A 25276-nucleotide genomic window follows, 5' to 3' on the forward strand; every position below is an offset into this window, starting at 1 on the left:
TCTTTTAACCATTCGTATTCTTTTTTGAGTGCAGGGAGCAAGCCTTGTATGTATGCCCTAGATAGTCCTTTGCCAGTCTTTTTGTAAGTTTCTTGACATAAATTCAAAGCATAGTTCCAGAACCATCTCACACAGCCAAAAGACTTTGCAAGCAAGACCTCTTGCTCATCTGTGGGATAAATTCTGTACTTGTAAGCTTTATACATTTATCAAGGTTGCAGAATACCGATAAAATCATCATAGCGCACAAAAAAACGATATTGATTCGCTGTCGCTCAATTTATTTTCGGGCTGCGTTTTCATCCCGACGCTCACCTTCGGTAGAGCGCGGGACTTCCCATTCGCATTAGTTAAAATTGCTAAAGTCCTAGCTGAAGCTGAACTCCCGCTTCTGTACCGCTGTCGGTTTGTTTGGGAGGTAAAGGATTTCCTTGACGCTGGGCATCCGAAGGAGTAGTAATAAATTCCAAGGGGCCCTCGATTTTGAGGCGGAATGTGTCGCCCAAGCTTCTTTCCCTTCTAGCAGAATTAGCCGCCGTTTCTGGTTCACCAATCAAGTTTTGGTAGTCCGAGTCTAAGGTTCTGTCCTCCACAGTCCTCAACGAGTCCCCAGATAAAGTCGTTTCCGAATATTGGGGCGCTGGTTGCAGTCTTTGTTGGGCGAGAACCGCCGGGGTCAAACCGATAAAAAGTGAGCTCAGTCCGAGAGCAGTGCCAAGAGTAGCAATAACTGCGTTCATCATTCATGCCTCCGCTAGTTGCATCCTACTATGCTGATTGTACCCAGTCGCAATTAAGTTGTACTCTATCAAAAGTAGCTGCTTGTGGAGATATCAATTAAATTTCCTGTCAAAACTTATAACTTTCGATCGCGCTATCGGTCAAATAGAACTGACGCAGCAACCGGGTTGAAACGCCAAAATACGTCATTTCAGGCATGAGTCAACCAAAACTCGATTGGTTTGATTAGCGCGCCTCATAAGTGGAAAAATAGTTAGTGCTTGACGCACGGGCGGCGATCCATCGGTTGTTTTTAACGAAAATAGTTCGTTGCAGACAGCCAAAATGCTAAAAAAACCAGGTTTGAGATACCAGTTCAAAAAAAAATGCAACAGTAGGCAAATTCTAAACCCTTACAGAACCAGTGTTTTTCAATTTTTTAATTCTTTAATCTCAAATCTATAATAGTATGAGCCTGTAGAGTGAGTCCAGGATTGATACTGCATTCATCTCGATCGCCAATGTTCCCAAAGCTCCCGATCGCGCTAAGATGGCGGTGGCAGTCGTTAAAAACTCAGTTGCCAGCGGCAGATTCCGAGTTATTAACGGCACTTTGCCTACTAAAACCATCTCAACTTCAAAACCTGCGCTCATCAAGTTGTACTTGAGCAATAATTTCTTGATGGTACCCGCCACGTGATTTATCCGTGGAATCAATCCAAAATCCAAAATCCTTGCATCCTCAAGTCCCCGGATTTATCCGTGGTGTCAATCTAAAATCTAAAATCGAATGACCAGAATGTTGTGGGTTCATAATAGTTCTGCTTTACCATGCCAATCAAATATCTGACCGACCAGATTTTAAAAATGTCGGGCAAAGTGCCAATTCGCATCGTCCTTGTTGTGCCTTTTGCCCTCCAGACTTTCGCTGCGGTAGGGTTGACGGGGTGGCTGTCGCTGCGGAACGGGCGGATAGCCGTCAACCATGTTGCCGCACAACTGCGGACAGAAGTCACATCGCGTATTCAGCAACATATTAATAGTTATATTGAAACGCCACACCAAATCAATCAGCTCAATCTCGATGCCATCCGTCTCGGCATTGTGAACGTGCAGGATAGTGATAGTTTGCAACGCTACTTCTACAAACAAATCAAAATTTTTGATAAAATTAGCTACATTCAATTTGCATCCGAAGAAAAAGATTTTATTGGAGTTGAACGCCTCGACGACGGCAAGTTGCAAGTTCAGATTTCTAATCCATCTACTGGCTATAATTTGCATAGCTACGGGCTGTCAGAGTTGGAGGAACCAACCAAACTATTAAAAACTACTCTCAACTACGACCCCCGCGTCCGACCTTGGTACATAGCTCCGGTCCGCGCAGGCAAACCGACTTGGAGTAAAATCTATAATTATTTTGACGCTCCCAAACTAGCCATTACGGCTGCTCAACCAGTTTATGGCGATGATGGGAAACTGATTGGCATCCTGGGTTCTGACTTGGCACTTTCCAAGCTCAATCAATTCTTGGAAACTCTAAAAATTGGCAAATCAGGACAGACTTTTATTGTAGAAAGGTCTGGGCAATTGGTTGCAAATTCTACTCTGGAACCGCCATTTATTGTTAGCAATGGTGTTGCGAAACGGATTGTGGCAACCAGCAGCAAGAATGTTCTAATTCGATCGACCGCCCGCTATTTGACAGAACGCTTCGGGGATTTGCACAAAATTGACAGATCTCGCCAATTAGATTTTACGATCGACGGTCAACGGCAATTTCTACAGGTGACGCCGCTTTTAGACAGCAGGGGCCTCGACTGGTTGATTGTGGTGACAGTTCCTGAAGCCGATTTTATGGAAAGGATTAATGCTAACACTCGGTATACTGTGGTGATGTGTCTGGGTGCTTTGGTGCTGGCAACGGCGATTGGCGCCCTGACTTCTAGGTGGATTGTTGTACCGATTCGGCGTCTGAGCAAGGCTGCGGAGGCTTTGTCCCGGGGAGAATGGGATGGGATGGCGGTAGATTCCCGCTTGATGGCGTCTGTAGAGCGAGAGGATGAGGTGGGTGTCCTGGCTCGCTCTTTTAATATGATGGCGGATCAATTGGAAGAGTCGTTTACTACTCTCGAAGATCGGGTAGAATCTGCGATCGCCGACAAAAATCAATTAATTATTTCTCTGAAAAACTCGCAGCAAAAACTGGCTCTCCATCTTCACCAAACTCCTTTGGGAGCGATTGAATGGAATCTAAACTTTGAAGTAGCGGAATGGAATTTGTCAGCAGAAAGAATTTTTGGATACAATCGCTTGGAAGCTATGGGACGCCACGGAGTCGATCTCATAGTTCCTGAAAGTGCTAAGGAGTATGTCAGCCAACTATCTATAACTTTGCTCACTAATCAAGGAGGAGTTACCAGCCTTAACGAGAACATCAGAAAAGACGGCAAAATAATTCTGTGCGAGTGGTACAATACGACTTTGGTTGATGCTGACGGCAGCATCATTGGGGTGGCATCGCTGATTCAGGATGTGACTGAATTTCACAGTGCTGTGGAGAAGTTGCGGGCTAGCGAGGAGCGGTTTCGCCAGTTGGCAGAAAATATTCATGAGGTATTTTGGATTAGAGAACCCAATCAAAAGCAGCTAGTTTATGTGAGCCCTGCTTGCGAGAAAATATGGAATTTGAGCTGTCAGAGTTTGCAGTCAGAACCGGAGGCTTTTTGGGATGCTATTCACCCGGAGGATGTCGATCGCGTCAAGGCTGCTTTTGAGAAACAGGTGCGGGGCGATTATGATGAGGAGTATCGAGTAGTGCGATCCCCTACGGGGGCTACGCCAACGGACGGTTCAGTTTGCTGGGTGCGCGATCGGGCTTTTCCAGTCCGCAACGAAACAGGGGAAATTTACCGCATCGTCGGTATTGCCGAAGATATTACCCAGCGCAAATTAGCAGAAGAATTCCAAAAAGTCGCTCAAACAGCTCAAGCTGCCAACCAAGCCAAAAGCGCCTTTTTAGCTAATATGAGCCACGAATTGCGAACTCCCCTCAACGCGATTATTGGTTATAGCGATATGCTCAAAGAAGACGCTGAGGATTTAGGCTGCGAAGATTTTATCCCCGACTTGCACAAAATTCAAACAGCGGGAAAACACTTGCTATCTTTAATTAGCGACATTCTAGATATTTCTAAGATTGAAGCGGGTCGGATGGAACTTTACTTAGAAACTTTCAACCCGGTTAATTTAATTGACGAGGTAGTTTCTACTGTCAAACCCTTGGTAGATAAAAATTCTAATAAGTTTCAAGTTGATTGTGGTGACGACTTGGGAATAATGTATGCTGACATTACCAAAACTCGTCAAATATTGCTCAACCTGCTGAGCAATGCAGCCAAATTTACGGAACAGGGCACTATTACCCTTTGCATTGAAAGAGTTAAACATGATAGCTTAACCACTCAAGAAATAGCAGAACATTCCGACTCAATAATTTTTCGCGTAGCTGATACGGGCATTGGGATTCCCCCCGAACAATTGCAGCATTTATTTCAAGCATTTATGCAGGGCGACGCATCAACTACGCGCAAGTATGGCGGCACCGGTTTGGGATTGACTATTAGCCGTCACTTTTGCGTGATGATGGGTGGCGATATGCAAGTTGAAAGCGAGTTAGGTTGCGGTTCGGTTTTTACAGTGTGCTTGCCGGCCCGCGTTGAATTATTGGTCAGCAGTTAGGCATACTTTCGTGGACGCAATTGCTACAAAAACAACCTGGTTTCTTGACAAAAACCTGCGCTTTTAGATAATTTATGAGCAATAAACCAAGGTGATGATAGGATGCAGCCTCAGTCTTATTCTAGTTAACTCGTCGTTTCTGCCGGCCCAAAATTTGGGCTGTTAATACCCCGCCAACAAAGCCAAAGAAATGCCCTTGCCAGGAAACTCCCGGCTGCGAGGGCAAAACTCCCCAAATTAAACTGCCGTAGAAGAAACCGACAATTAAAGATACCAAAATAGAGGTAAAGCTGCGTTCAAAATAGCCCCGCAGCAGCAAGAAGCCGAAGTAACCAAAGATTAATCCGCTGGCACCAATGTGAACTGAATTAGGCGCGCCGGTCAGCCAAACTCCGAATCCGCTGACTAGCACAGTGACGGCACTCACGATAAAAAAGTCGCTAATTTCTCGCAGCATAATCAACCAACCCAATGTCACAAAAGGGAGGGTATTGGCGGCTAAGTGAGCAAAATTGCGGTGCAGAAAAGGCATCAACAGGATGCCTTGAAGTCCTTCGAGGCTGCGGGGGCGGATTCCGTAGACATCCAGCCTGCCTCCGAACAGGAAGGCATCGACAATTTCGATAATCCAGAGGAGGGAGACGAAGCCGCCGAGAATAGCGGCGTGGCTTTGCAATTCGCGGGTGATAGCTTTGGTTTCTGGGTTGCTCATGGGTGGTGAGGGCGGTGATACCGATTATTTCTTATTGTAGGAGTTTCTGAGCGATCGCGAGCAAAGATTGTTGGGTCGAGGTTTCAGGGTTTTTTGCAGCAGAGCTTATTTAGAAATATTATAAGTTTTATTAAAAATTCCGCATTTACACGTATAGGATAATTCACCTCGATGCGTCACAATTGTAATTGAACTACAAAAGGAGACTCAACCCAAGGTTGAAGCTAAAACGTAGAAGACAGAATTTTTACCCTATCAATCAATTGTTGGGCTTGAAATGAGGACACTTTTTCGATCGCACACCGTGACTAAAAAAAATCAGGAACTACTTTTCTCGCCCTAAGTCATGAATTTTAGAAGTTCAATCCGGTAAAGCAAAACGAGATGCTGTAGATACTGATTGTAGATAATATAGCACAAGCTCTACAGAGAGTTCTTGGCACCTCGTTATTAAAGAGGAACAGAGCAAAATGAACGTATTTGATCATACAGTCTCCTACCGAACTCTGCCAAATTGGGTAGGATTTGGCAAACAAGAAACAGCCGTTAATGTCGCTACAAATTCTCAACCTTACGGTCAAAAGCCACACTTTGACCCCTTGCATCCGCTAAAACAATGGCTTGATAACACTGCAATTAAAAGTCAAAAGTTGGCTCGGTTGCTGTGTAAGTTTATTCCCAGCCAGTGTCCGTTTGAGCGGGAAGTCAAAGTTGGCGATCGCACTTTATTATCCATTCCGCCGCTGTGCAAGTTAAATCCGCTTTACGAGCAAGTGGTTGGGCTGCGCTTTCGTGCTTTGTGTTATTTGGCTGACGAGTGTGGCGAGGATGTGACTCCTTATTGTTAATTCTGCAAGAACTTAAATTTCTCACTGTCTTTTCACCCTCCCTTCTCCTTGTTGGGGAGGGTTTTTGTTTTGTGCAGGCTTTCCGGGATAAAAAGTGCGCTCAATTTCTCGATCGTCGAGTAAATCATCTTTAAATCCATTCTTTTTTTATTTATCTTTACCTCAAGGGTAGGTGTTTGGGAGGTTTTCGTGGTTCGCCTCTTGCCTAACTTTATTGGGTAATCTCCCAAAATATGTACGGTTTTGTCCCCGCCACAGCGCTATGAGCTAGATACCATTAGAAAAGTGTCAAGGACATCACCAATCTATGTAGGTTGAGCAGTGGAGTGAGGCAAACCGCAATTAAAGTTCAGCTTTACTACCCACATTTTTTTTACAAAATTGATATATTAGTAATTGATGCAAATATTTAAGCGATTTCAAGAATATCACTAAGACTAAATGTCAAAATCACGAACTTGGTAAATAACGGTACAAATTATCAAACATTTCAAGGATCTAACTAATACCAAGTGTTAAAAAAAACGTTTTTTGCCGTAATTATTGCGGTTTTATCTTTTATGGTTGCACTCACCCTATCAGCTCAAAGTTCTGAGGCTGTCAATGAAATTTATGTATTTGGGGACAGTCTTTCGGATATGGGAACGGTGTTTCGAGCGAGCGGGGGTCAATATCCGCCTCGTTCGACTTACTTTCAAGGGCGTTACTCAAATGGTAAAGTTTGGGTAGAGTATCTTGCCGATCGCCTAAAGTTGCCGCCTGAACGAGTCACTAATTTTGCCTATGGAGGTGCAACAACGGGGAGCGATCGCAATAGCCTTGTCCCTGGTTTGTTAGCTCAAGTTCAGTCATGGACTAAATCCCAAAAACAGGCAAATCCTCATGCGCTGTATGTACTGTGGGCGGGTGCCAATGATTATTTGCAGGGGGTAAATAATGCTAATCTTCCCGTTGAAAATGTGGCGAGGGCGATCGCGTCTCTTGCTGATGTGGGTGCCAAAAATATCCTGCTGGCAAATTTACCAGATTTGGGGCAGTTACCGGCGACGCGAACAGGCGCTAATTCTGCAAGGCTGACTGCATTAACACAAGCACACAATCAGGGTTTGAGGCGGACGGTTAAGGTATTAAGTCAACAGCATTCTGACTTAAAGATTGCGACTCTGGATGCTAATGCGCTTTATCGGGAAGCGATCGCAAACCCGGCTAAATATGGCTTGACTAATGTGACGAGTGCGTGTTTATCGGGTGGAGGTGTTTGTGGTAGTCCCGATCAATTTTTGTTTTGGGACGGCATTCATCCGACGACTGCCGCACACAAAATTTTGGGGGAAGCAGCATCGGCTGTTGTGCAGGAGAGCGGGATGATTAAATCTGAATTGGGGATGCTTCGCTAAACCATTTTAAGGCCCGACGGGCGCAACAAGAGCGGGATGCTGCCTTTTCGTAGAGGTTGACATAATTTTTTGCAGGAGAGCAAAATTGGCTCATCTGATATTGTAGAAATTTTCCTCGTGGGCGATCGCACTTTATTATCCATTCCGCCACTGTGCAAGTTAAATCCGCTTTACGAGCAAATCGTTGGGCTGCGCTTTCGAGCTTTGTGTTATTTGGCTGACGAGTGTGGCGAAGATGTAACTCCTTATTGTTAATTCTGCAAAAACTTAAATTTCTCACTGTCTTTTCACCCTCCCTTCTCCTTGTTGGGGAGGGTTTTTTTATTTTGAGATTATTCTGCGGTTTAAACCTGTTAACCTCAAACTCAAATGTGGCGAAGCGCCAGTCATTTGAGTTCGAGGTTAAATTACACAAACTTTCGTCTGCCTCAGCAGAAAAGCCAGATATTCTGTTATATCCCCGGCTTTTTGAAGAAGTCGGGGCTTGAAAGCCCGATCGCATTTAAATGCTAAAGGGAGCGAATCACTCGTTGTTCGAGAATGCGTTTACCTTTGTTATAAATACTAAGGCTAGCTCCTGTAACAATGTAATCGTAGGTGCCATTTTTGGCCACGTAACCAGTCCCCTCTTCAGTTCGAGCACGCAGGGCGATCGTGCTGCCGTTACTCTTTTTAACGCCGTAGTAATATACTTGATTGGCGTGGTTGTAGCACAGATAAATCCGAAAGTTGCTGGTCTCGAAATAGTTTTCCACTTTCTGTCTTTTGCGAGCACAAAAATCCCTCACCAGTTTTTGGGGAGTGGATACATTAGCTATTTGTATGGTTTCAATCGGAGACTGAGTGCGAGACGCTGTTGGTGCAGTGCTTGTGTTCGATTGTCCTAGAGCAAAGGTTGCCGCTGGATTGCTGGCAAATAGCATTAAACCGAGTAAGCTGGTTTGTGTGAGTCTTGCTGTGAAGTTCATAAGTCATTCCTTTAAAAGATGTTGATGCGTCTAATCTAGGTAAGTTGGATTGATTAGGGCGATCGAACAGTACAGTTTTCACAATTGGCCTCAAGGAGGAAATCCTTGGATGCAATTTCCGTTTCCCCTGAGATCGGGCACTATTCTCAATAAGCTTTTAGGGGCAGGCTAGAAGCCCGCCCCACCAGAGGATTGAATGTATAGTCGAAAGCTCGTTACTGAGAATGATATTTTTTTTTAGTTTCCCTGCAACTGACTAGCCGACGGACAATTAAATAAGTGGCACTTTGGATTGCTGAGAGGACTTATGTACTAACAGGCGATCGCCAGAACAAAGCAGAGAATTATTTTAAATATTGTGCGCCAACTGCGGGCGCGGATGCTAATTTTCATCAATTGCGATAAGTGCGATCGGGTAGTCCTGACAATGCAGGGCTACCATTTTATTATGTGTGGATTGGCTTATAATATCTAAGGTATACTTATTTGATAAATCAATTGTAGCAAATACTCTTTCAAGCTGATTCTAAAGTTACGAGAGATTTAATCATTTTCAGATAAAATATTACTTTCTCAATCATCGTTCAGTATTCGAGGCCAAAAATGGGGGAAATTTCAGAGACAAGCCGTTTTCAAGGACGAGTGGTAAAAATTTTTAGTGATAAAAGAGGCGGATTCATTTCCCCCGATGATAAAACTGATGACCTTTATTTTATCGCTTCACAAGTTGAACACGATAAATTTGGAACTTTGAAGCCGGGATATGTCGTTACTTTTACTGTTGGTCAAAGCAAGGATGGCCAGCGGTTTTTTGCTAATAAAATAGAATTAGTCAGCGAAGGATATCATCGGTTTTCTACAACAAAACTTCGTTTTCCTGGGTATGTAAAAAATATTTTTACTAACAAAAAATGGGGTTACATTACGCTTGAGGGAAGCACTCAAGAACTCTATTTTATAGCCAAGGAAGTAGAAGATAATAAATTTGAAAGTTTGAAAGTAGGCGATGCAGTTACCTTTACCATTGGTGAGAGCGAAGATGGGAGACGATTTGCCAATAGAATCCAACTTCTTGATGTTGACCAAATAGAGCAAAATAATACTCCTGCTGAGTTGCTCCCCACTCCTATCACCTGTAATGAACTTAAAAACCAAATAATTGAGCAATTTAAGCGAATAGTACATACAACCAGCTCAAGTGAATTTGAGGACTTGACTTTTTTATTACTGAAAAATTTGGGCATCCATTATCTCTATCAATATGACAAAAGAAACCAAGCTGGTAGAGCCGATGGATTTTTCATTATTGGCAACCTTGCAGTAATGTATGATTGCACGCTCAGGGAGGGTTTTGAAGAATATAAAAAAGACCAGATTGAAAACTATATAAATAAGCTTGAGCAGGCTCAGTTGACATTTAACCTGAGATCTTCAGACGGTGTACAAAAGAAAAAAACTCTTAGAATTGATGGCAAAAGCAAACAAGTTTGGATTATTACTCTAGGTCAAACGCGAGAAATCAGTGATTACGGTAATATCAAAGTTAAGGAAGTTTCGGTAAATCATCTTATTTGGCTACTTCAAGAGAGATTAAACCGAGATGTGATAGAAGAAGATGATTTGGCCCTTAATCTACTATCTCGTATAGAAAAGTTCATTCCTGCTTAAAGCAGTTTTGCATTTTGAGTAAGGTGGGCCAAATGCCCACCCCATCAACTAACTACGCGCCGACAGATTCCTTCGCCGCGTAAAGAACCTCAACGGTAATCTTATCAATCCCCCGATCGCGCGCAAACTTCTCAGTATTCCGCTTCACCTTACCCCGCACAAAGCCAGGGATTTTATTCAACTCAGCCTGTCCATCCTTCGTCCAACCCATATCAGAATCAGCCGAAATACCCTTCGTAATCACTTCCTTGGTATCGTGGCCGCCGAAGATTTCCAGCAAGTGGTCTTCCATTCCCAAAGTGAAGGAATTGTAGACTAAATCTACGCACTGATTCGTGCCTTCATAACCCAAAAATGGCTTGTAGCCGATCGGGAAATTTTGGACGTGAATCGGTGCAGCAATTACGCCGCAGGGAATATCCAACCGCTTACCTACGTGGCGTTCCATTTGGGTGCCGAAAATTGCCGAAGGTTCCGCTTTGGCGATCGCATCTCCGATCGCCCCGTGATCGTCCGTCACCAGCACTTCATCGCAATACTCGCTTACCTGTTCCCGGAACCAGTCAGCGTCGTGTTTGCAGTAGGTTCCAGCCCACACAACGTGGATTCCCATCTCGCGAGCCAAAATCTTCGTCATCGCCGCAGCGTGCGTATTATCGCCAAATACGACGGCTTTTTTGCCAGTTAAGTTTTGGCAGTCGATCGATCGCGAAAACCAAGCAGCCTGCGACACAAACCGAGTTTGTTGGTCAATAAAGTTTTCGTAATCAACATCCGCACCTTGAGCATTCAAAACTTGCTGAATCTTGCGGATACAGCGCGCCGTTTCTACCACACCCATCGGCGTAATATCCACCATCGGCGTGCCGAATTCTTTTTGCAAATACTCCCCGGCCATCATCCCCAATTCCCGATAAGGAACCAAGTTAAACCAAGCGCGCGGCAGTCTTTTTAAGTTGTGAACCGAAGCACCTTCGGGAATAACTTCGTTGACTTCAATGCCCAAATCTGCCATCAAACGTTTCAACTCGGTGCAGTCGTGCTGGTTGTGGAAACCCAGCGTAGACATACCGATAATGTTGACAGATGGTTTTTCGCTTTTGGCTTCTACTAAATCGCCTTTTTTGCGGGCTTTGTTAATGTAAAATTGGACGATTTGATCCAAAGTGCGATCGGCAGCTTGCAGTTCGTTTACCCGATAATGGTTAACATCCGCCAGCAATACATCGCCTTTGGCATCCAATTGAGCTCGTTCCACGAAGTTTTCCAAGTCTTCTTGCAGAATGCTGGAGGTGCAAGTCGGGGTGAGCACGATTAAATCTGGGTGTTCTTCTCTGTCTTTGCGGGTGATGTTGTCCACCACCCGTTCTTGCGAACCCCGCGCCAGTACGTGTCTGTCAACGACGCTGGTAGTTACTGGAGTGAAATCCCGTTCCCTCTCCAGCATGGAACGCATGACGTTAAAATAGTCGTCTCCAATCGGTGCGTGCATGATTGCATGGACGTTTTTGAAGGAAGTGGCGACGCGCAAAGTGCCGATGTGGGCTGGGCCTGCGTACATCCAATAAGCCAATTTCATAGGTTTTTTTCCTGGTGCTGGTTGAGAATTGCCCGATCGGGCGATTACTGCTAAATTTTAAGGTTGTTTCTGATTTTCTCACCGGATGAATCCTTGAGAAATACTAAGTTTCTGAGGATTTACACATTTGGGAAATGCTCAAACGCTTTGTCTGCTTGGCATTTGACTCGCAATTTAAACCACTTTACCTGGGTTTTATGGCAATAATTCTTAATCTTTCCTAAAATTTTCTTAAGAGTTAGGCAAATTTGATTAATGTAGGGTTCGCTGCCTCGCACCAGACAAGGTGCAATAATTCAGCATTTTTTGTCAAATTTACTCTGCTCAAACGGTCAATCGATTTTAGATTTTAGATTTTAGATTTTAGATTTTAGAATTGAAGGATTGACCCCACGGATAAATTCGGGGGTTCCTTTATGGGATACAGGTTTTTTATTTCTGGGTCCTGAGTCTGCGAAGGAATGAATCCGGGCGCTTGTATTTTGGATAATTTAGGTCAGTTAGTATTGTTAATCGATGGTCAAAATAGATAGAACTGAAGAAAATTTCAGATTCCGAAGCAACACTTACTTCCCTCAGCGCCTCGGTCGCCAATTATAGTTAAGATTTGCACCGGCCGATTTTTTTAAAGCACCCACAATTCGGGCCTTCTCACGGAAAAAAATACATCTTTCACCACTTGCATATTTTCACGAGATGTGGTTAAGCTCCCCTAAAGTCAAGCGATTGCTTGGAATCGGAGATGATTTGGTTGTCAGCATGGCGATCGAGCATTAGAGTAAATCCTTGCACAAATCCTGTATTTGTGATCTTGTTTACCTAACTGCTGAGGTGACGAAAGCCCCAGCGTGCTTTTGTCAGCAGTAGCTCTTTGCTGTCAAGGCCTGCTTTCCCACACATCCCAAAAGATAGCTCTTGAGCGATAATGAAGAATAACATAGGATTTACGAAAAGAAACCCGATTTACACGATAAAATCTTGGGTTTGTCAACGACTAGCAACGAAGAAACCGGGTTTCTAGCCCGCCGCGCGTCAGTCCTGTAACATTGACCAAGCACACCTAATTTGAGAGAACCCAACTATGATGGCAATTCCCGGCGTTGCAGTTCTCGCTCTCATTTATGAAAGCAGCACTTCCCTGGTTTACCGCGGTCACAACGAGCAGAACAACCAACCTGTTATTATCAAACTTATCAAAGAAGACTATCCGACTCCTGAAGAACTTAATAGATACAAGCGCGAATATGAGATCACTGCCAACTTAAGCCTGTTGGACGGAGTTGTGAAAGTGTATAAATTGCAACAGGTTAGAAATAGTCTGGCAATGATCTTAGAAGATTTTGGCGGGGAATCTTTAAAAATATTTATGGCTTCCCAAAAATTTACCATTTTAGGATTTCTGACTACGGCTATCAAAGTTGCTGAAACTTTGGGAGAAATTCACGGAAAAAATGTAATTCATAAAGATATCAACCCCTCTAATATAGTTTTTAATCCTGCTACAGGACAAGTTAAACTCATAGATTTTAGCATCTCAACTGCATCCAACCTGGAAAATATTCCCAATAAAAACCCTAATTTTTTAGAAGGCACTTTAGCCTATATGTCGCCCGAACAAACCGGCAGAATGAACCGGGTAGTCGATTACCGCACCGACTTTTATTCCCTCGGCGTGACATTCTATGAAATCCTGGCAGGACAACTCCCTTTTCCCACTACAGATCCCATGGAGTTAGTTCACTGTCACATCGCCAAACAGCCAGTACCTCTCGCTGAAATAGTCCCAGAAATTCCTAAAGCTGTTTCAGATATTGTGATGAAATTGTTAGCAAAAACCGCTGAGGAGCGTTATCAAAGTGCTTGGGGACTAAAAGCCGATTTGGAATCCTGCCTGTTTCAGTGGCAAACCTCTGGGGTTGTTTCTGAGTTTCCTCTCGGCAGCCAAGATATTTCCGACAAATTTCAAATCCCTCAAAAACTTTACGGCAGACAGCGAGAAGTTGAAACTCTTTTAGCGGCATTTGAACGGGTAGCAGCCACAAATAATCGAGGCTACCGCACCGACAATTCTCAAATTTCTGTCATCAAAAAAGAGAGCAAATCGAAAAAAGAAATTCCCTTGTCAGTTTTGGCGAGAGGACAGCATAAATCCCGCAGCGAGATGATGCTGATTGCCGGTTATTCCGGCATTGGCAAATCTGCAATGGTGAAGATTTTAGACAAACCTATCACTCGCAGACGTGGATATTTTATTTGGGGAAAGTTTGACCAGTACAAGCGAACTATTCCTTACTCGGCCGTTGTCAGCGCTTTTTCGGAATTGGTGCGGCAACTGTTAACTGAAAGCGAAGCTCAATTAGCAGTTTGGCGCGAAAAACTCCGCAGTTCCTTCGGTCAAAACGGGCAAATTATTATTGATGTCATTCCCGAAGTTGAACTAATTGTCGGAGCTCAGTCTCCTGTAGCTGAATTGGGACCGACGGAATCTCTGAACCGCTTTAATTTAGTATTTCAAAATTTCATTCGCGTATTTTGCCAGCCAGAACATCCGCTGGTCATTTTTCTCGACGATTTGCAGTGGGCTGATTCGGCTACTCTCAAATTGATCGAATTGATGATGACAGATGAAGCTACGCAATATCTGTTTTTAATTGGTGCTTATCGGGATAATGAAGTTAGTCCCACTCATCCTTTAATGATGACTTTGGAGACGCTGCGGAATCAGGAAGCTATCATTAATCAGATTGCTTTGTCGCCACTGGGGGTGGAAAACATAACTCATTTGATTGCCGAGACTTTGCACAGCGATCGAGAATCTGTCAAACCATTAGCTGAATTGGTAATCAGCAAAACCGACGGCAATCCTTTTTTTGTCAATCAATTCCTGCAAACATTGTATCAGGAAAACCTGCTAGTTTTTCACCCGCCCCAGTCGGGGAGCAAGGGCGGCTGGCATTGGGATATGACTCAAATTGAGCAGTGCGCTATCACTGACAATGTAGTAGATTTGATGGTACAAAAATTGAGAAAACTGCCAAGTTCAACGCAGCAAGTTTTGCGTTTAGTGGCTTGTTTGGGCAACGAATTTGACTTAAATACTCTTTCTTTAATTCATGAAAAAGAAGCCTCGGAAACTTTTTCTCACCTGTTGCCGGCGATTAAGTCGGGACTGATTCTGCCAACTTCGGAATTGGAAAGCAAGTCATTAGATTACGTGCTATTTCCGCTATTAATTCTGAATTATAAATTTTTGCACGATCGCGTACAGCAAGCCGCTTACGCTCTGATCGACGACTCGCAAAAAAAGGCAGTTCACCTGAAAATAGGCAGGCAAATCCTAGAAAACACCCCGGCTGAATATCGCGCTGACAGAATCTTTGAATTAGTCGATCACTTGAATGTGGCTCGATCGCTAATTAAAGACGATCGAGAATTAATTGAACTGGCAACGCTGAATTTAGACGCGGCCCGCAGAGCCAAAGATGCCACTGCTTATGTTGCTGCCTTGCAGTATTTGACTGCAGGCATGGATGGTTTGAGCGCCGATATGTGGGATGCCCACTACGATTTAGCCTTTGCCTTGCACATGGAGCGGGCAAATGTTGAGTATTTAAACGGTTATTTCGAGAATTCTGAAGAATTTATTAATATAACTCTGGAAAAAGCGCGATCGCCCTTAGAAAAAGTAGAAATTTACAACCTGCTGATCGTGCAGTACACCCTACGGGCGAAGTACGAAGAAGCCGTTAAAGCCGGAATCCAAGCTTTGGACTTGCTAGGCATTGACTTGCCGCTAGACGGGCTACAAAAAGTCATATCCGAAGAATTTACAACAGCCACAAATATTTTAGCCGGTAGAGAAATAGCTTCCCTAATTGACGCCCCCGAAATGACTGTACCCGACAAAAAAGTTGCAGTCAAATTAATTACAAACTTGCTGACATCGGCGTACCTCAAAAATCCCGACTTGTGGAAAGTCAGCGTTTTAAAAGGAGTCAATCTTTCTCTACAATACGGTTTAGTACCCGAAGCTTCTCTTTGCTATGCTGGCTACGGTATGTTCTTAAACGCAGTTTCGGGAGATTACAAAGCTGCGTATCAATTCGGCTTGCTCTCGCTGAATCTCAGCGAAAAATCTGGCAATATCGGCTTGAAATGCAGAGCTTGTTCATCCTTGGTCAGTATTTTTTATTACTGGTTCAATCACATCAAAGATTCCCACGCAATCAGCAATGAAGGATATCAAGCAGCTTTAGAATCAGGAGATTTAGAGTATGCGGGTTATATCCTGTCCAACCGCATAGCTAACTCATTTTTTCAAGGTAAAGAAATCTCGCAAATTCTGGTCGATACGAGCAGGTATTTGCAGTTCAGCCAAAAGACCAAAAATCAGCTCGTAACGGATATATTATTAGGGGTAGAGTTAATCCTGCGTAACTTGAGCAAACTAACTCCTGAAAAGTTTGTATTTGAAAGCGAAGATATCAGCGAAGCTGAATACGTACACAACTGTCAAGCTCATCAAAATTTGTACTCGCTCTGCCTTTATCAGATTCGCAAATGCCAGGTAATGTACTGGTACGGCAACTTCAACGAAGCCCTACAACTAGCTTTTGAAGTAGAAAAACAGCTATCTTTTATTACCGGAGCGATACCCGCTACCGAATGGAATTTTTTCTTTTCTCTAACTTTAGCCGCTGTTTTCCCAAATGTTTCAGAAGACAAGCAAAAGGAATACTTGGAAAAGTTAGAGGAAAACCAAAAACAGATGAAAATTTGGGCAGACAACTGTGCAGAAAATTTTCTGCACAAGTACCTTTTAGTACAAGCAGAAATAGCCCGAATTTCCAAGAAAGATTCAGAAGCTGTCGAACTGTACGATTTCTCTATAAATTTAGCCCAAGACAATGAGTTTGTCCAAAATGAAGCGCTAGCTAATGAACTAGCAGCTAAGTTTTGGTTGAGTAAAGGCAAGTATCAATATGCCAAAATCCACTTGCGCGAAGCTCACTCGTGCTACTTGCGCTGGGGTGCAGTTCGCAAAGTAGAAGATTTAGAACAGAAGTATCCGCAGTTGCGGGAAATGACGCCAATCAACGGAAGTTTTAACAACAGTCAAACTACTACAACTATTCATACTTCTACTGGCAGCGATGCGAGAGTGCTGGATTTGGCAACGGTAATGAAAGCCTCTCTGGCGATTTCTAGCGAAATTGTCCTCGATAAGTTGCTGGCTTCTTTAATGAGAATCTCCTTAGAAAATGCGGGTGCTCAATTAGGTTTTCTAATTTTAGTTAGAGATGGTCAACTGTTGATTTCTGCTAAAGCCTCAGTATTTGCTGAAGATGTAGCTGTTCTGCAATTTACGCCTGTTGGAGAATATCATGATTTACCTGTGACGGTGATTAATTATGTGGAAAGGACTCGCTCGGATTTGGTGTTGAGCAATGCGGCGGCTGAGGGACTATTCACAGCCGATCCTTACATCGCTAAACACAAACTGCAATCTATTTTGTGTACTCCAATCATCAATCAAGGCAAACTGATCGGCATTCTTTATTTAGAAAACAATTTGACTGTCGGAGCATTTACTCCCCACAGATTGGAAGTTTTAAGGTTGCTTTCTTCCCAAGTTGCTATTTCTTTGGAAAATGCTCTGCTTTACAACTCGGTGGAACAGAAAGTGCAAGAGCGGACGCAGGAGTTAAATGAAAAAAACGAGCGTTTAGAACAAACTTTGCGCGAGTTGAAACTAACTCAAGCTCAATTAATCCAAACGGAAAAGATGTCTAGTTTGGGGCAAATGGTGGCTGGTGTAGCTCACGAAATTAATAATCCTGTAAGTTTCATCTACGGCAATCTTAATCCGGCTAGCGAATACGTTAAAGACTTGCTAAAATTGATTGATCTTTACCAGCAGCACTATCCCGAACCTGCTGATGAAATTGTAGAAGAAATAGAAACAATTGAGCTGGAATTTTTGAGCGAGGATTTGCAAAAGCTGCTGGATTCCATGAAAGTAGGAGCGGAAAGAATCCGAGATATTGTGCTAAGCTTGCGGAATTTCTCTCGCCTCGACGAAGCGCAAATGAAGTCGGTAGATATCCATCAAGGCATAGACAGTACGGTGATGTTGCTGCAACCGCGCCTGAGAAAAGAGGGCGGGCGTTTGGGAATTGAGGTGATTAAAAATTACAGCACGCTACCCCTAATTACTTGTTATGCGTCTCAGTTGAATCAGGTATTTATGAATATTTTGACAAATGCGATCGATGCTCTCCTCGTAGCAAGAGATTGCCCGGAAAACTCTCATCAACAGCCTACGATTACAATTTCTACAGAGGTGACTGACAGGAATTCTGTCATCATTATAATTGCCGACAGCGGGCCGGGAATGAGCACTGAGGTGCTGCACAAGATATTCGATCCATTTTTTACAACTAAGCCCGTGGGTTCGGGAACTGGTTTGGGATTGTCTATTTCTCATTCGATTGTTGTTAGTTCCCACGGCGGAAAATTGACTTGCGTTTCTGCACCCGGAGAGGGAAGCGAGTTTATTATTGAAATTCCGATCGCCCCCAGGCAAGTTTTGTAATCGGCCCTACTATCAAGCAACATCCCCAAATCAATCCCAGCTAGCAACCCTTAACAATCCGGCCACGCCTTGCATTTACTAAACTTTGAATTCGCAATTCAAGCTCGGCGAAAACTCTGCATTAAAGTCGATCGCTCTGGTTTCGACAAAAGCGCGATCGCCCTTTTGCAGCCGCACTGAGGACTTTTCATTACGACGAGGGATGCTCCGGCAAAGCATAAAAACTGTCAGATTTTTAATTAAAAAAGTAAATATTGTTTGTATCTTCATGATCGAACGGTAGATAGTAGATCATACTCAAATAAAAGTAATTTTAGAGCATGAAAATACGTCACTTCGGCAAAACTAAGGCGATCGGATTGCAGCTCATACTGATCGTGCCATTTGTTTTGCAAATCTTTGGAGCGGTCGGTCTGGTGGGATATTTGTCGTTCAAAAATGGGCAAAAAGCGGTAAACGATTTGGCGGATCGGTTGATGGATCGAACCAGCAGTACGGTGAATCAACATCTGAATGCTTATTTATCTATTCCGCATCAAGTGATTCGGATTAACGCCGATGCGATTCGGATGGGATTGCTAGATGTGCGCGATCGCCAAACCGTCGGTAAGTATTTCTGGCACCAAATGCAGGCCTATGACCTGACTTACATCGGCATCGGACTGACGACTGGTTATGGGGCCGGAGCCGCACGCTACGACGGCAAAAACGTCGTGATCGATGATTGGAGTCCTAAACCTCTAAACAATCTCCAAACCTACGCCACCGATGACCGGGGTAATCGTACCCGTATCGTTAGTGTAACTAATTGGAGTAGCTTTACTGAACCCTGGTACGCCGAACCCGTGAAAGCAGGTAAACCTATTTGGTCGCGGATCTATACCTGGAATTATCCCGGTCATCCTTATATTGTTGCCTCGGCGGGTCGCCCCATCTATGACACAAATAATCGCTTGCTAGGAATGGTTGGAGTCGATATCCATCTGTTGAAACTGAGCGATTTCTTACGGAATATAGATGTCAGTAGCTCAGGGCAGGTTTTCATCATGGAACGAAATGGGCTGTTGATCGCAAATTCTGCGAAAGAACAACCCTTTACCACCGTTAAAGACGAGATTCGGCGTTTGAAGGCGATCGACAGTCCCAATCCCATAGTGCAGGGAATTGCCAAACAAATCCAGCAACGCTTCAAAGGGTTTCAATCCATTTCTGGAGACACGGATCTCCGACTTGATTTTCAGGGAGAACTCTACTATGTGCAACTCACTCCCTGGCGCGACCAATATGGATTGGATTGGTTAGTGGTGGTGAGTGTGCCAGAAAGCGAATTCATGGCACAGATTGATAGCAATACTCGCACCACAATCTTGCTCTGCTTAGCAGCATTGGGGGTAGCTTGTGGGATGGGCGTTCTCACCTCCGGCTGGATTGCGCGTCCGATTCTGCGACTGAATCGGGCGAGTGAGGCAATAACATCTGGCAACTTCGACCAAGCTGTAGAAGACAGCCGTATTCAAGAACTCAATGCCCTTGCCAACTCCTTTAACCAGATGGCAAGACAACTGCGCGAATCGTTTACCGCCTTAGAAAAAAGTAATGCAGAATTAGAAGACCGGGTGGAATACCGCACCGTTGAACTCAAAAACGCCCTAAGTGAATTGCAACGCACCCAATCACAGATAATTCATAGCGAAAAAATGTCTAGTTTGGGGCAAATGGTTGGTGGAGTCGCCCACGAAATTAACAACCCGGTCAACTTCATTCACGGCAACCTCGTCCATACACAGCAATACACCCAAGATTTGTTAAAGTTCGTGCAGCTTTATCAACAGCACTATCCTAACCCTGCTGACGAAATTCAAATCGTAGCCGAAGAAATCGACCTGGAGTTCTTGCAAGAAGACCTGCCCAAAATGCTGTCTTCGATGAAGATGGGTACCGATCGCATCCGCCAAATTGTCCTGTCTTTGCGGAACTTTTCACGGATGGACGAAGCAGATTTTAAAGCAGTGGATATCCATGAGGGTATTAACAGCACCCTACTGATTTTGCAACACCGCCTCAAAAATAGACCGGAACGACCGTCTATTGAGGTGATTCAAAACTACGGTTCTCTACCCCTGGTGGAATGCTACGCCGGACAACTCAATCAGGTGTTTATGAATATTCTCACCAATGCGATCGATGCTCTCCTCGTAGCAAGAGATTACCCGCCAAACTCTCATCACCAGCCTACGATTACAATTTCTACAGAGGTGACTGACAGGAATTCTGTCATAATTAGAATTGCCGACAGCGGGCCGGGGATAAGCACTGAGGTGCTGCACAAGATATTCGATCCATTTTTTACAACTAAGCCTGTGGGTTCGGGAACTGGTTTGGGATTGTCTATTTCTCACTCGATTGTTGTCAGTTCTCATGGCGGAAAATTGACTTGCGTTTCTGCACCCGGAGAGGGGAGCGAGTTTATTATTGAAATTCCGATCGCCCCAGGCAAGTTTTGTAATCGGCGCCACCATCAACCCACAGCAGGGCTGAAAGAGTAATGATGTTTCAGGGAAAATGGAAGAATAAACGTCTCTACCTCTCTTTATCTGCGTAAATCCGCGTCCATCCATTGTCATCTGCGGTGAATACATTCTCTTTTTTTTACCGCCGATGAGGGCAGATCAACACAGATAAACGCAGATGAATTAGATAAATTTCGGTGACGCAGATCGTGATTGTTGAGCATTCTGCGAAGCTGAGTGGGCATTGCTGTTGTAGGAATTAATAAAATAAATTAGTGATAAACTTTCCAGCATTCTCGCGCAATTTCCCAATCCTCCTGTGTATGAATTACCAAAATTCTCACCGCTGAATCCACTGTCGCAATATCTTGATCAATCGGTGACTGTTGATTTTTATCCCCATCCAATTTTAACCCGATAAATCCAAAAGCTTCGCAAGCAGCAGCCCGCACAACAGCAGAATTTTCCCCAACTCCCGCCGTAAAAATTAAAGCATCCAACCCTCCTAAACTCGCTAGCATGGCACCAATTCCGGCACGCAAACGATGGATGTAAATATCCAAAGCAAGTTGAGCTCTCTGATTACCTTGGGCGATCGCATCTCCTATCTGCCGCAGATCGCTAGACACCCCAGAAATCCCTTTTAAACCAGAATTTCGATTGAGAATACCATCAAGTTTCTCAGCAGTAAAATCGGATTGTTTTAATAGATGAATGAGGATGCCTGGATCGATCGAACCCGATCGACTTCCCATCATTAAACCTTCCAAAGGCGTAAATCCCATCGTCGTGTCAACACTCCAGCCACCGCGAATGGCCGCCAGAGAACATCCGTTGCCCAAATGACAGCTAATCAACCGCAAATCTGCCAAATCTCGACCCAGAATGTCGGCGGCCCGACGCGCGCAATATTGATGGCTAATCCCGTGAAAACCGTAGCGCCGAATCCCATTTTCCAGCCATTCATAGGGGCCGGGATAAACAAAGGCTGCGGGCGGCAATTGTGCGTGAAAAGCGGTATCAAATACTGCTACTTGCGGCACATTTGGAAGGATTTTTTCAAGGGCTTCGATGCCTTCGAGGTTAACCGGATTGTGGACAGGGGCGAAAACTGATAAACGGGCGATCGCCTTTTTAACATCCGGCGAAATTAACGTACTTTGCTGATAGTCTTGCCCGCCATGTACCACGCGGTGGCCGACAATATCAATCTCCTTTAAACTATTAATAACTTGAGTTTTACCCTGCCACAGAGTCTCTAGCATTCGAGAAATAGCATCTTTGCGAGAGTCTGAGGCAAACTCCTCTTCAAGTCGATCGCCTTTTGCTGTTTTGACTTTCAACTCTGCGATACCCTGCTGGTGAGTCCAATCAATTTGAGCTGACCAGAGGGGTTGCAAAGGTCGATCGGGCAGGACATCGTTTAACTCGTAAAGACAGCTCTTTTGACTGCTAGAACCCGCATTTAACACCAGTATTTTCATGCTTTATTATGTCCTGTTGATTCGTTCTTTCGATCGCTAGGCAATTGAAATCGCGTCTTGTCAAACTTTCGTCCGCCTGCACAGACTAAGAAACCTTGAGATCCTGGGAAAATTATTAAGAAATATGTCGAAAAATTAACTCTTAATGCAATGTGTAGCTAACAGTTGCATTCTTTTGATATATCTTCTATGCAGATTTTCATTTACTAAAGTTTAAGGAGCCGATCGATGTTTACACCAATTTTACTTGCCACTGTCGCCAGAACCGTAGAGTGGAGCCCCACGATCGGTTTGATTATGATTCTTTGCAATATTTTAGCTATTGCGATCGGCAAATCAACCATCCAAAAGCCTCACACAGGCCCAGCAATGCCCTCATCCAGTATGTTCGGCGGTTTGAGTTTGGGTGCAGTTGTGGGAACTATGGCCTTTGGTCATATTTTGGGAGCAGGTACTATTTTAGGATTGTCTTACATAGGCGCGATTTAGTTTCAGACACTCAGGGTAGGCAGTGCGCGCACCCTACCCGTAATTTCAAGTACCGGGTAAATTCCGCAGAGTTTCATCCATGTACGATCGATCGCCCAAAACCTCCAGCAACGGGCCACGAACATCAAACTTGACAATACTGACAGAAGCTGCTAAAGCGGCAATGCGATAGCGATAACGTCCCAAATCAATCCCCAACAAACTGCACAGAATAATTCTAATAGTCGCCTTGTGCGAGACAACCAAAACATTACCGCTCTTGTACTTTTCCTGAATTTCTGCGATAACTAACGACGATCGGCTAGCAATTTCCACGGAAGTCTCGCCGCCATTCGGTGCATTCCAAGCAGGTTCAGTCAGCCAATTAATATAATCTTCTTCGTATTCTTTTTTGACCGCTTCTACTGTTTTGCCCTCCCACTTACCGTAATTAATCTCCCTCAGTCCGTCGCGAAGCTGCATTTCAATTCCCACAGCATCGCACAAAGGTTTTGCAGTGGCAATTGTGCGTTTCATCGGACTGACATAAACAGCATCCCAAGGCAATTTTGCGTAAGTGGCGGCAAATTGTTCTGCCATTTGAGAACCTACGGGCGTTAATTCTGGATCGATATGGCCGCAGAAACCGCCAGTCTTGCTGTAAGTCGTTTCACCGTGTCGTACAAAGTAGATTTTTAAGCTCATGAGTTAATTGTGTGTGAATTTTACTATGTTAGCAAAAGAGTGTAAAAACTCCTTCAAATCATCGAGAGCAGGATTATCCCAATCCCAAATATCTTTTTTGTGTTTCATAACATAATCAAACCCAGACATACTGCATTTCCCTCCTGCTTGTTTCTGCTCCTGCTTTGAGCAAGTATCAAACCTCAGATAGGTGTTAACCCAGAATTTATCAAAATCTTTCTGCTTGATTTTCTTTCCCTTGCTTTCTATGCAAGTTTTCCAACTATCCAAACAATCAGCATGAGGAGATTCTCTAGCCTTTATTCCCTTTAAAAGCGTTTCCAGTTCGCCTTTACCTTCAAAATTGGTAAAGTAACAAGCCAATTGTGCCTTTGTTCCATTATCTCCACAAATATCGATAAATTGTTTAGTGCTTGACAATGTTTTATTAGATTTAAACACCTGTTGTATACATTTATTTACCCATTCTAACCGCTCTGGCTCGGAATAGTTGTCAATATCAATAATAATCCCAATCTTTTCTATATCATCATTTTTTTGCATCTGGGCTTTTAACTCGTTTAAAGTATTTTTTAACTGTTCTTCACTCAACCCTTTCAAACTTTCATAATTCTCTATACAAATAGGTTCCTCTACGTGTATGTCGCAGTTAAGAACCTCAATCATTGCCTTCATAAAAGCTTCATCATTTTTACTTTCTACTATGATAATATTACTCACCTCTCACTCCTTTTTTATGTTCTAGTGCGTAATTCAAGGTTTCTAAATCGCGCCGGATGCCGATTATTTGATCTGTTTTCGGTTTCTTGGCTAGTTCAAAATATGCGCTGCTGCATTTCTGATTGAGTTCTAAGCCAACATAAGCAAATGCTTGCAGCATCTCTAAACTGTGAGTTGTAGCAAAAATCTGCGTATCTAGTTCAACCGCCAACCGAAATAACACTCTCCAAAAATTCTGCTGGTTTGTATAGTGAATGCCATTCTCTATTTCATCAATTAGCAGTATTTTGTGTTCGCTGTTTACCAGCTTAAGAATAATTTGTGCAACTCGGTTCATGGCATCTCCAAACAATGATAAAGGCAAACGCTTTTCGCCCTTTCTTCTTAAGTAAAGTGTGGGTTCGCCAATTGAAAAACTTTCTACTGATTCGATCGTAGGGTCAATAGTTTGAAAAGCTTTCAAAACTTCGCTATCTTTGTCATCCAAACGCGCTCGATCGTATGCTTCTGTGAGTTCTTTTCCTGAAATTCTGAGAAAGGATGGAATGATTGGTAATCCCTCAGTAGTAGAAATGCTATTAGCAATTATTGGACCCGGGGAACCAGCTATAGAAGAGGACGTAGCAAGTTCCTGTCCGTTTCTTGTTAACTTAATAGTTAGTCCAGAGAAACGTGAGTCGTCCCTCGACAAATAATCTATTATTTTTTCTGCACCTTCACCAGTCAAAACCTGATTTAGATTCACGGAGCTATTGAGCGATATTTCTAGTTGATAGGGGTTATTATTATCCTCTTTTCTAAAAATTACTATAAATTTATTTTCTTCTGGTACACAAAATAATGTATTCCATCCTCTATTAGGCATAGCTGGTAAGCTTTTTGACGACTCGTTTCTAAAATCTCTTAGCATTGTTAGAGTTCTAGATTGTGGAGCCACAGTCAGTAAAAGTGCTTCTAGCAAGGCTGTCTTGCCGGCATTATTTTTACCGCCGATTAAATTGACTCTTTCAAACCCCGAAATTTTGATTTGCTCAAAACACCTAAAATTTTGGATTTCTATTTCTTTCAGCATTACCGCTCCTGTTGAATTAATCTAAATCATCTGCGTTAATCTGTGTTAATCTGCCCTCATCTGCGGTTAAAAAAAGAGAATTTGTTAAC

Annotated in this window: 18 protein-coding genes and 1 pseudogene; 8 read left to right on the plus strand and 11 right to left on the minus strand. The window is 43.6% G+C overall.

The annotated features are described in order from the left end of the window. The 3 genes from QUA36_RS11730 to QUA36_RS11740 form a co-directional block, all read right to left on the minus strand. Window positions 1-206: helix-turn-helix domain-containing protein (locus QUA36_RS11730; RefSeq protein ID WP_333457534.1), on the minus strand; the 206-nt coding region annotated here is incomplete at its 3' end. Between the two features lie 153 nt (window positions 207-359). Continuing rightward, on the minus strand, window positions 360-740 hold the full coding sequence (locus QUA36_RS11735; protein ID WP_333457536.1) for a hypothetical protein: 381 nt from the start codon (window positions 738-740) through the stop codon (window positions 360-362). Between the two features lie 439 nt (window positions 741-1179). Further along, the gene (locus tag QUA36_RS11740; RefSeq protein WP_333457538.1) at window positions 1180-1416 is read right to left on the minus strand and encodes a hypothetical protein; all 237 of its coding nucleotides are present in this window, start codon (window positions 1414-1416) and stop codon (window positions 1180-1182) included. A gap of 135 nt (window positions 1417-1551) precedes the next feature. Here QUA36_RS11740 and QUA36_RS11745 point away from each other — a divergent pair, with 135 nt between their 5' ends. After that, window positions 1552-4461 carry a PAS domain S-box protein gene (locus QUA36_RS11745; RefSeq protein WP_333457540.1) on the plus strand — a complete coding sequence of 970 codons (2910 nt, stop codon included), beginning with the start codon at window positions 1552-1554 and terminating at the stop codon, window positions 4459-4461. Between the two features lie 121 nt (window positions 4462-4582). Here the strand turns inward: QUA36_RS11745 and QUA36_RS11750 are convergent, their stop codons facing one another. Further along, window positions 4583-5173 carry a rhomboid family intramembrane serine protease gene (locus tag QUA36_RS11750; protein ID WP_333457542.1) on the minus strand — a complete coding sequence of 197 codons (591 nt, stop codon included), beginning with the start codon at window positions 5171-5173 and terminating at the stop codon, window positions 4583-4585. A gap of 470 nt (window positions 5174-5643) precedes the next feature. On the opposite strand from QUA36_RS11750, the gene QUA36_RS11755 reads away from it, so the two are divergent. The 3 genes and pseudogenes from QUA36_RS11755 to QUA36_RS11765 form a co-directional block, all read left to right on the plus strand. Continuing rightward, entirely contained in the window at window positions 5644-6021 is a 378-nt protein-coding gene (locus QUA36_RS11755) for a Mo-dependent nitrogenase C-terminal domain-containing protein (protein WP_333457544.1), read from the plus strand. Window positions 6022-6581: 560 nt separating this feature from the next. Further along, window positions 6582-7418 carry an SGNH/GDSL hydrolase family protein gene (locus QUA36_RS11760; protein WP_333457545.1) on the plus strand — a complete coding sequence of 279 codons (837 nt, stop codon included), beginning with the start codon at window positions 6582-6584 and terminating at the stop codon, window positions 7416-7418. Between the two features lie 120 nt (window positions 7419-7538). Continuing rightward, a pseudogene (locus QUA36_RS11765) lies at window positions 7539-7673 on the plus strand (Mo-dependent nitrogenase C-terminal domain-containing protein); the annotation flags it as partial. 254 nt (window positions 7674-7927) lie between these two features. Here the strand turns inward: QUA36_RS11765 and QUA36_RS11770 are convergent. Beyond that, entirely contained in the window at window positions 7928-8386 is a 459-nt protein-coding gene (locus QUA36_RS11770) for a hypothetical protein (RefSeq protein WP_333457547.1), read from the minus strand. A 603-nt stretch (window positions 8387-8989) separates the two neighbouring features. Here QUA36_RS11770 and QUA36_RS11775 point away from each other — a divergent pair. Further along, window positions 8990-10054, plus strand: coding sequence for a cold shock domain-containing protein (locus tag QUA36_RS11775; protein ID WP_333457549.1), 1065 nt, complete (start codon window positions 8990-8992; stop codon window positions 10052-10054). A gap of 52 nt (window positions 10055-10106) precedes the next feature. Here the strand turns inward: QUA36_RS11775 and bchB are convergent, their stop codons facing one another. Then, complete coding sequence (gene bchB / locus QUA36_RS11780; RefSeq protein WP_190659189.1) at window positions 10107-11633, minus strand: ferredoxin:protochlorophyllide reductase (ATP-dependent) subunit B; 1527 nt, start codon at window positions 11631-11633, stop codon at window positions 10107-10109. A gap of 1081 nt (window positions 11634-12714) precedes the next feature. On the opposite strand from bchB, the gene QUA36_RS11785 reads away from it, so the two are divergent. Then, on the plus strand, window positions 12715-18228 hold the full coding sequence (locus QUA36_RS11785; protein WP_333457551.1) for an AAA family ATPase: 5514 nt from the start codon (window positions 12715-12717) through the stop codon (window positions 18226-18228). A 78-nt stretch (window positions 18229-18306) separates the two neighbouring features. Here the strand turns inward: QUA36_RS11785 and QUA36_RS11790 are convergent, their stop codons facing one another. Further along, window positions 18307-18498: a hypothetical protein gene (locus tag QUA36_RS11790; protein ID WP_333457553.1), complete on the minus strand. Its 192-nt coding sequence runs from the start codon at window positions 18496-18498 to the stop codon at window positions 18307-18309. A 50-nt stretch (window positions 18499-18548) separates the two neighbouring features. On the opposite strand from QUA36_RS11790, the gene QUA36_RS11795 reads away from it, so the two are divergent. Beyond that, a complete protein-coding gene (locus tag QUA36_RS11795) occupies window positions 18549-20774 on the plus strand; it encodes an ATP-binding protein (protein WP_333457554.1) in 2226 nt (741 codons plus the stop codon). Window positions 20775-21010: 236 nt separating this feature from the next. Here QUA36_RS11795 and QUA36_RS11800 read toward each other — a convergent pair whose 3' ends face one another. Beyond that, window positions 21011-22222, minus strand: a complete 1212-nt coding sequence (locus tag QUA36_RS11800) for an acetate kinase (RefSeq protein WP_333457556.1) — start codon at window positions 22220-22222, stop codon at window positions 21011-21013. A gap of 228 nt (window positions 22223-22450) precedes the next feature. On the opposite strand from QUA36_RS11800, the gene psaK reads away from it, so the two are divergent. Further along, entirely contained in the window at window positions 22451-22711 is a 261-nt protein-coding gene (gene psaK, locus QUA36_RS11805) for a photosystem I reaction center subunit PsaK (RefSeq protein ID WP_333167067.1), read from the plus strand. Window positions 22712-22756: 45 nt separating this feature from the next. Here the strand turns inward: psaK and QUA36_RS11810 are convergent, their stop codons facing one another. From QUA36_RS11810 to QUA36_RS11820, 3 genes are read right to left on the minus strand one after another with little or no spacing between them, the layout of a single operon-like run. Next, a complete protein-coding gene (locus QUA36_RS11810; RefSeq protein ID WP_333457558.1) occupies window positions 22757-23395 on the minus strand; it encodes a histidine phosphatase family protein in 639 nt (212 codons plus the stop codon). Window positions 23396-23398: 3 nt separating this feature from the next. Further along, window positions 23399-24115 (minus strand): DUF3226 domain-containing protein, encoded by a 717-nt coding sequence (locus QUA36_RS11815; RefSeq protein ID WP_333457559.1) that lies wholly within the window; start codon window positions 24113-24115, stop codon window positions 23399-23401. After that, window positions 24108-25187 (minus strand): ATP-binding protein, encoded by a 1080-nt coding sequence (locus QUA36_RS11820; protein ID WP_333457561.1) that lies wholly within the window; start codon window positions 25185-25187, stop codon window positions 24108-24110. The genes QUA36_RS11815 and QUA36_RS11820 overlap by 8 nt, the downstream gene beginning before the upstream one ends. Window positions 25188-25276: the final 89 nt, after the last annotated feature.

The sequence above is a fragment of the Microcoleus sp. Pol10D4 genome (genome assembly GCF_036701555.1).
Classification (GTDB): Bacteria; Cyanobacteriota; Cyanobacteriia; order Cyanobacteriales; family Microcoleaceae; genus Microcoleus.

Bases quoted from the DNA above. Each gene is read 5' to 3' on its own strand.
- QUA36_RS11735 (WP_333457536.1), bottom strand. From the start codon at position 740: ATGAACGCAGTTATTGCTACTCTTGGCACTGCTCTCGGACTGAGCTCA.
- QUA36_RS11745 (WP_333457540.1), top strand. From the start codon at position 1,552: ATGCCAATCAAATATCTGACCGACCAGATTTTAAAAATGTCGGGCAAA.
- QUA36_RS11750 (WP_333457542.1), bottom strand. From the start codon at position 5,173: ATGAGCAACCCAGAAACCAAAGCTATCACCCGCGAATTGCAAAGCCAC.
- QUA36_RS11755 (WP_333457544.1), top strand. From the start codon at position 5,644: ATGAACGTATTTGATCATACAGTCTCCTACCGAACTCTGCCAAATTGG.
- QUA36_RS11760 (WP_333457545.1), top strand. From the start codon at position 6,582: ATGGTTGCACTCACCCTATCAGCTCAAAGTTCTGAGGCTGTCAATGAA.
- QUA36_RS11770 (WP_333457547.1), bottom strand. From the start codon at position 8,386: ATGAACTTCACAGCAAGACTCACACAAACCAGCTTACTCGGTTTAATG.
- QUA36_RS11775 (WP_333457549.1), top strand. From the start codon at position 8,990: ATGGGGGAAATTTCAGAGACAAGCCGTTTTCAAGGACGAGTGGTAAAA.
- bchB (WP_190659189.1), bottom strand. From the start codon at position 11,633: ATGAAATTGGCTTATTGGATGTACGCAGGCCCAGCCCACATCGGCACT.
- QUA36_RS11785 (WP_333457551.1), top strand. From the start codon at position 12,715: ATGATGGCAATTCCCGGCGTTGCAGTTCTCGCTCTCATTTATGAAAGC.
- QUA36_RS11790 (WP_333457553.1), bottom strand. From the start codon at position 18,498: ATGAAGATACAAACAATATTTACTTTTTTAATTAAAAATCTGACAGTT.
- QUA36_RS11795 (WP_333457554.1), top strand. From the start codon at position 18,549: ATGAAAATACGTCACTTCGGCAAAACTAAGGCGATCGGATTGCAGCTC.
- QUA36_RS11800 (WP_333457556.1), bottom strand. From the start codon at position 22,222: ATGAAAATACTGGTGTTAAATGCGGGTTCTAGCAGTCAAAAGAGCTGT.
- psaK (WP_333167067.1), top strand. From the start codon at position 22,451: ATGTTTACACCAATTTTACTTGCCACTGTCGCCAGAACCGTAGAGTGG.
- QUA36_RS11810 (WP_333457558.1), bottom strand. From the start codon at position 23,395: ATGAGCTTAAAAATCTACTTTGTACGACACGGTGAAACGACTTACAGC.
- QUA36_RS11820 (WP_333457561.1), bottom strand. From the start codon at position 25,187: ATGCTGAAAGAAATAGAAATCCAAAATTTTAGGTGTTTTGAGCAAATC.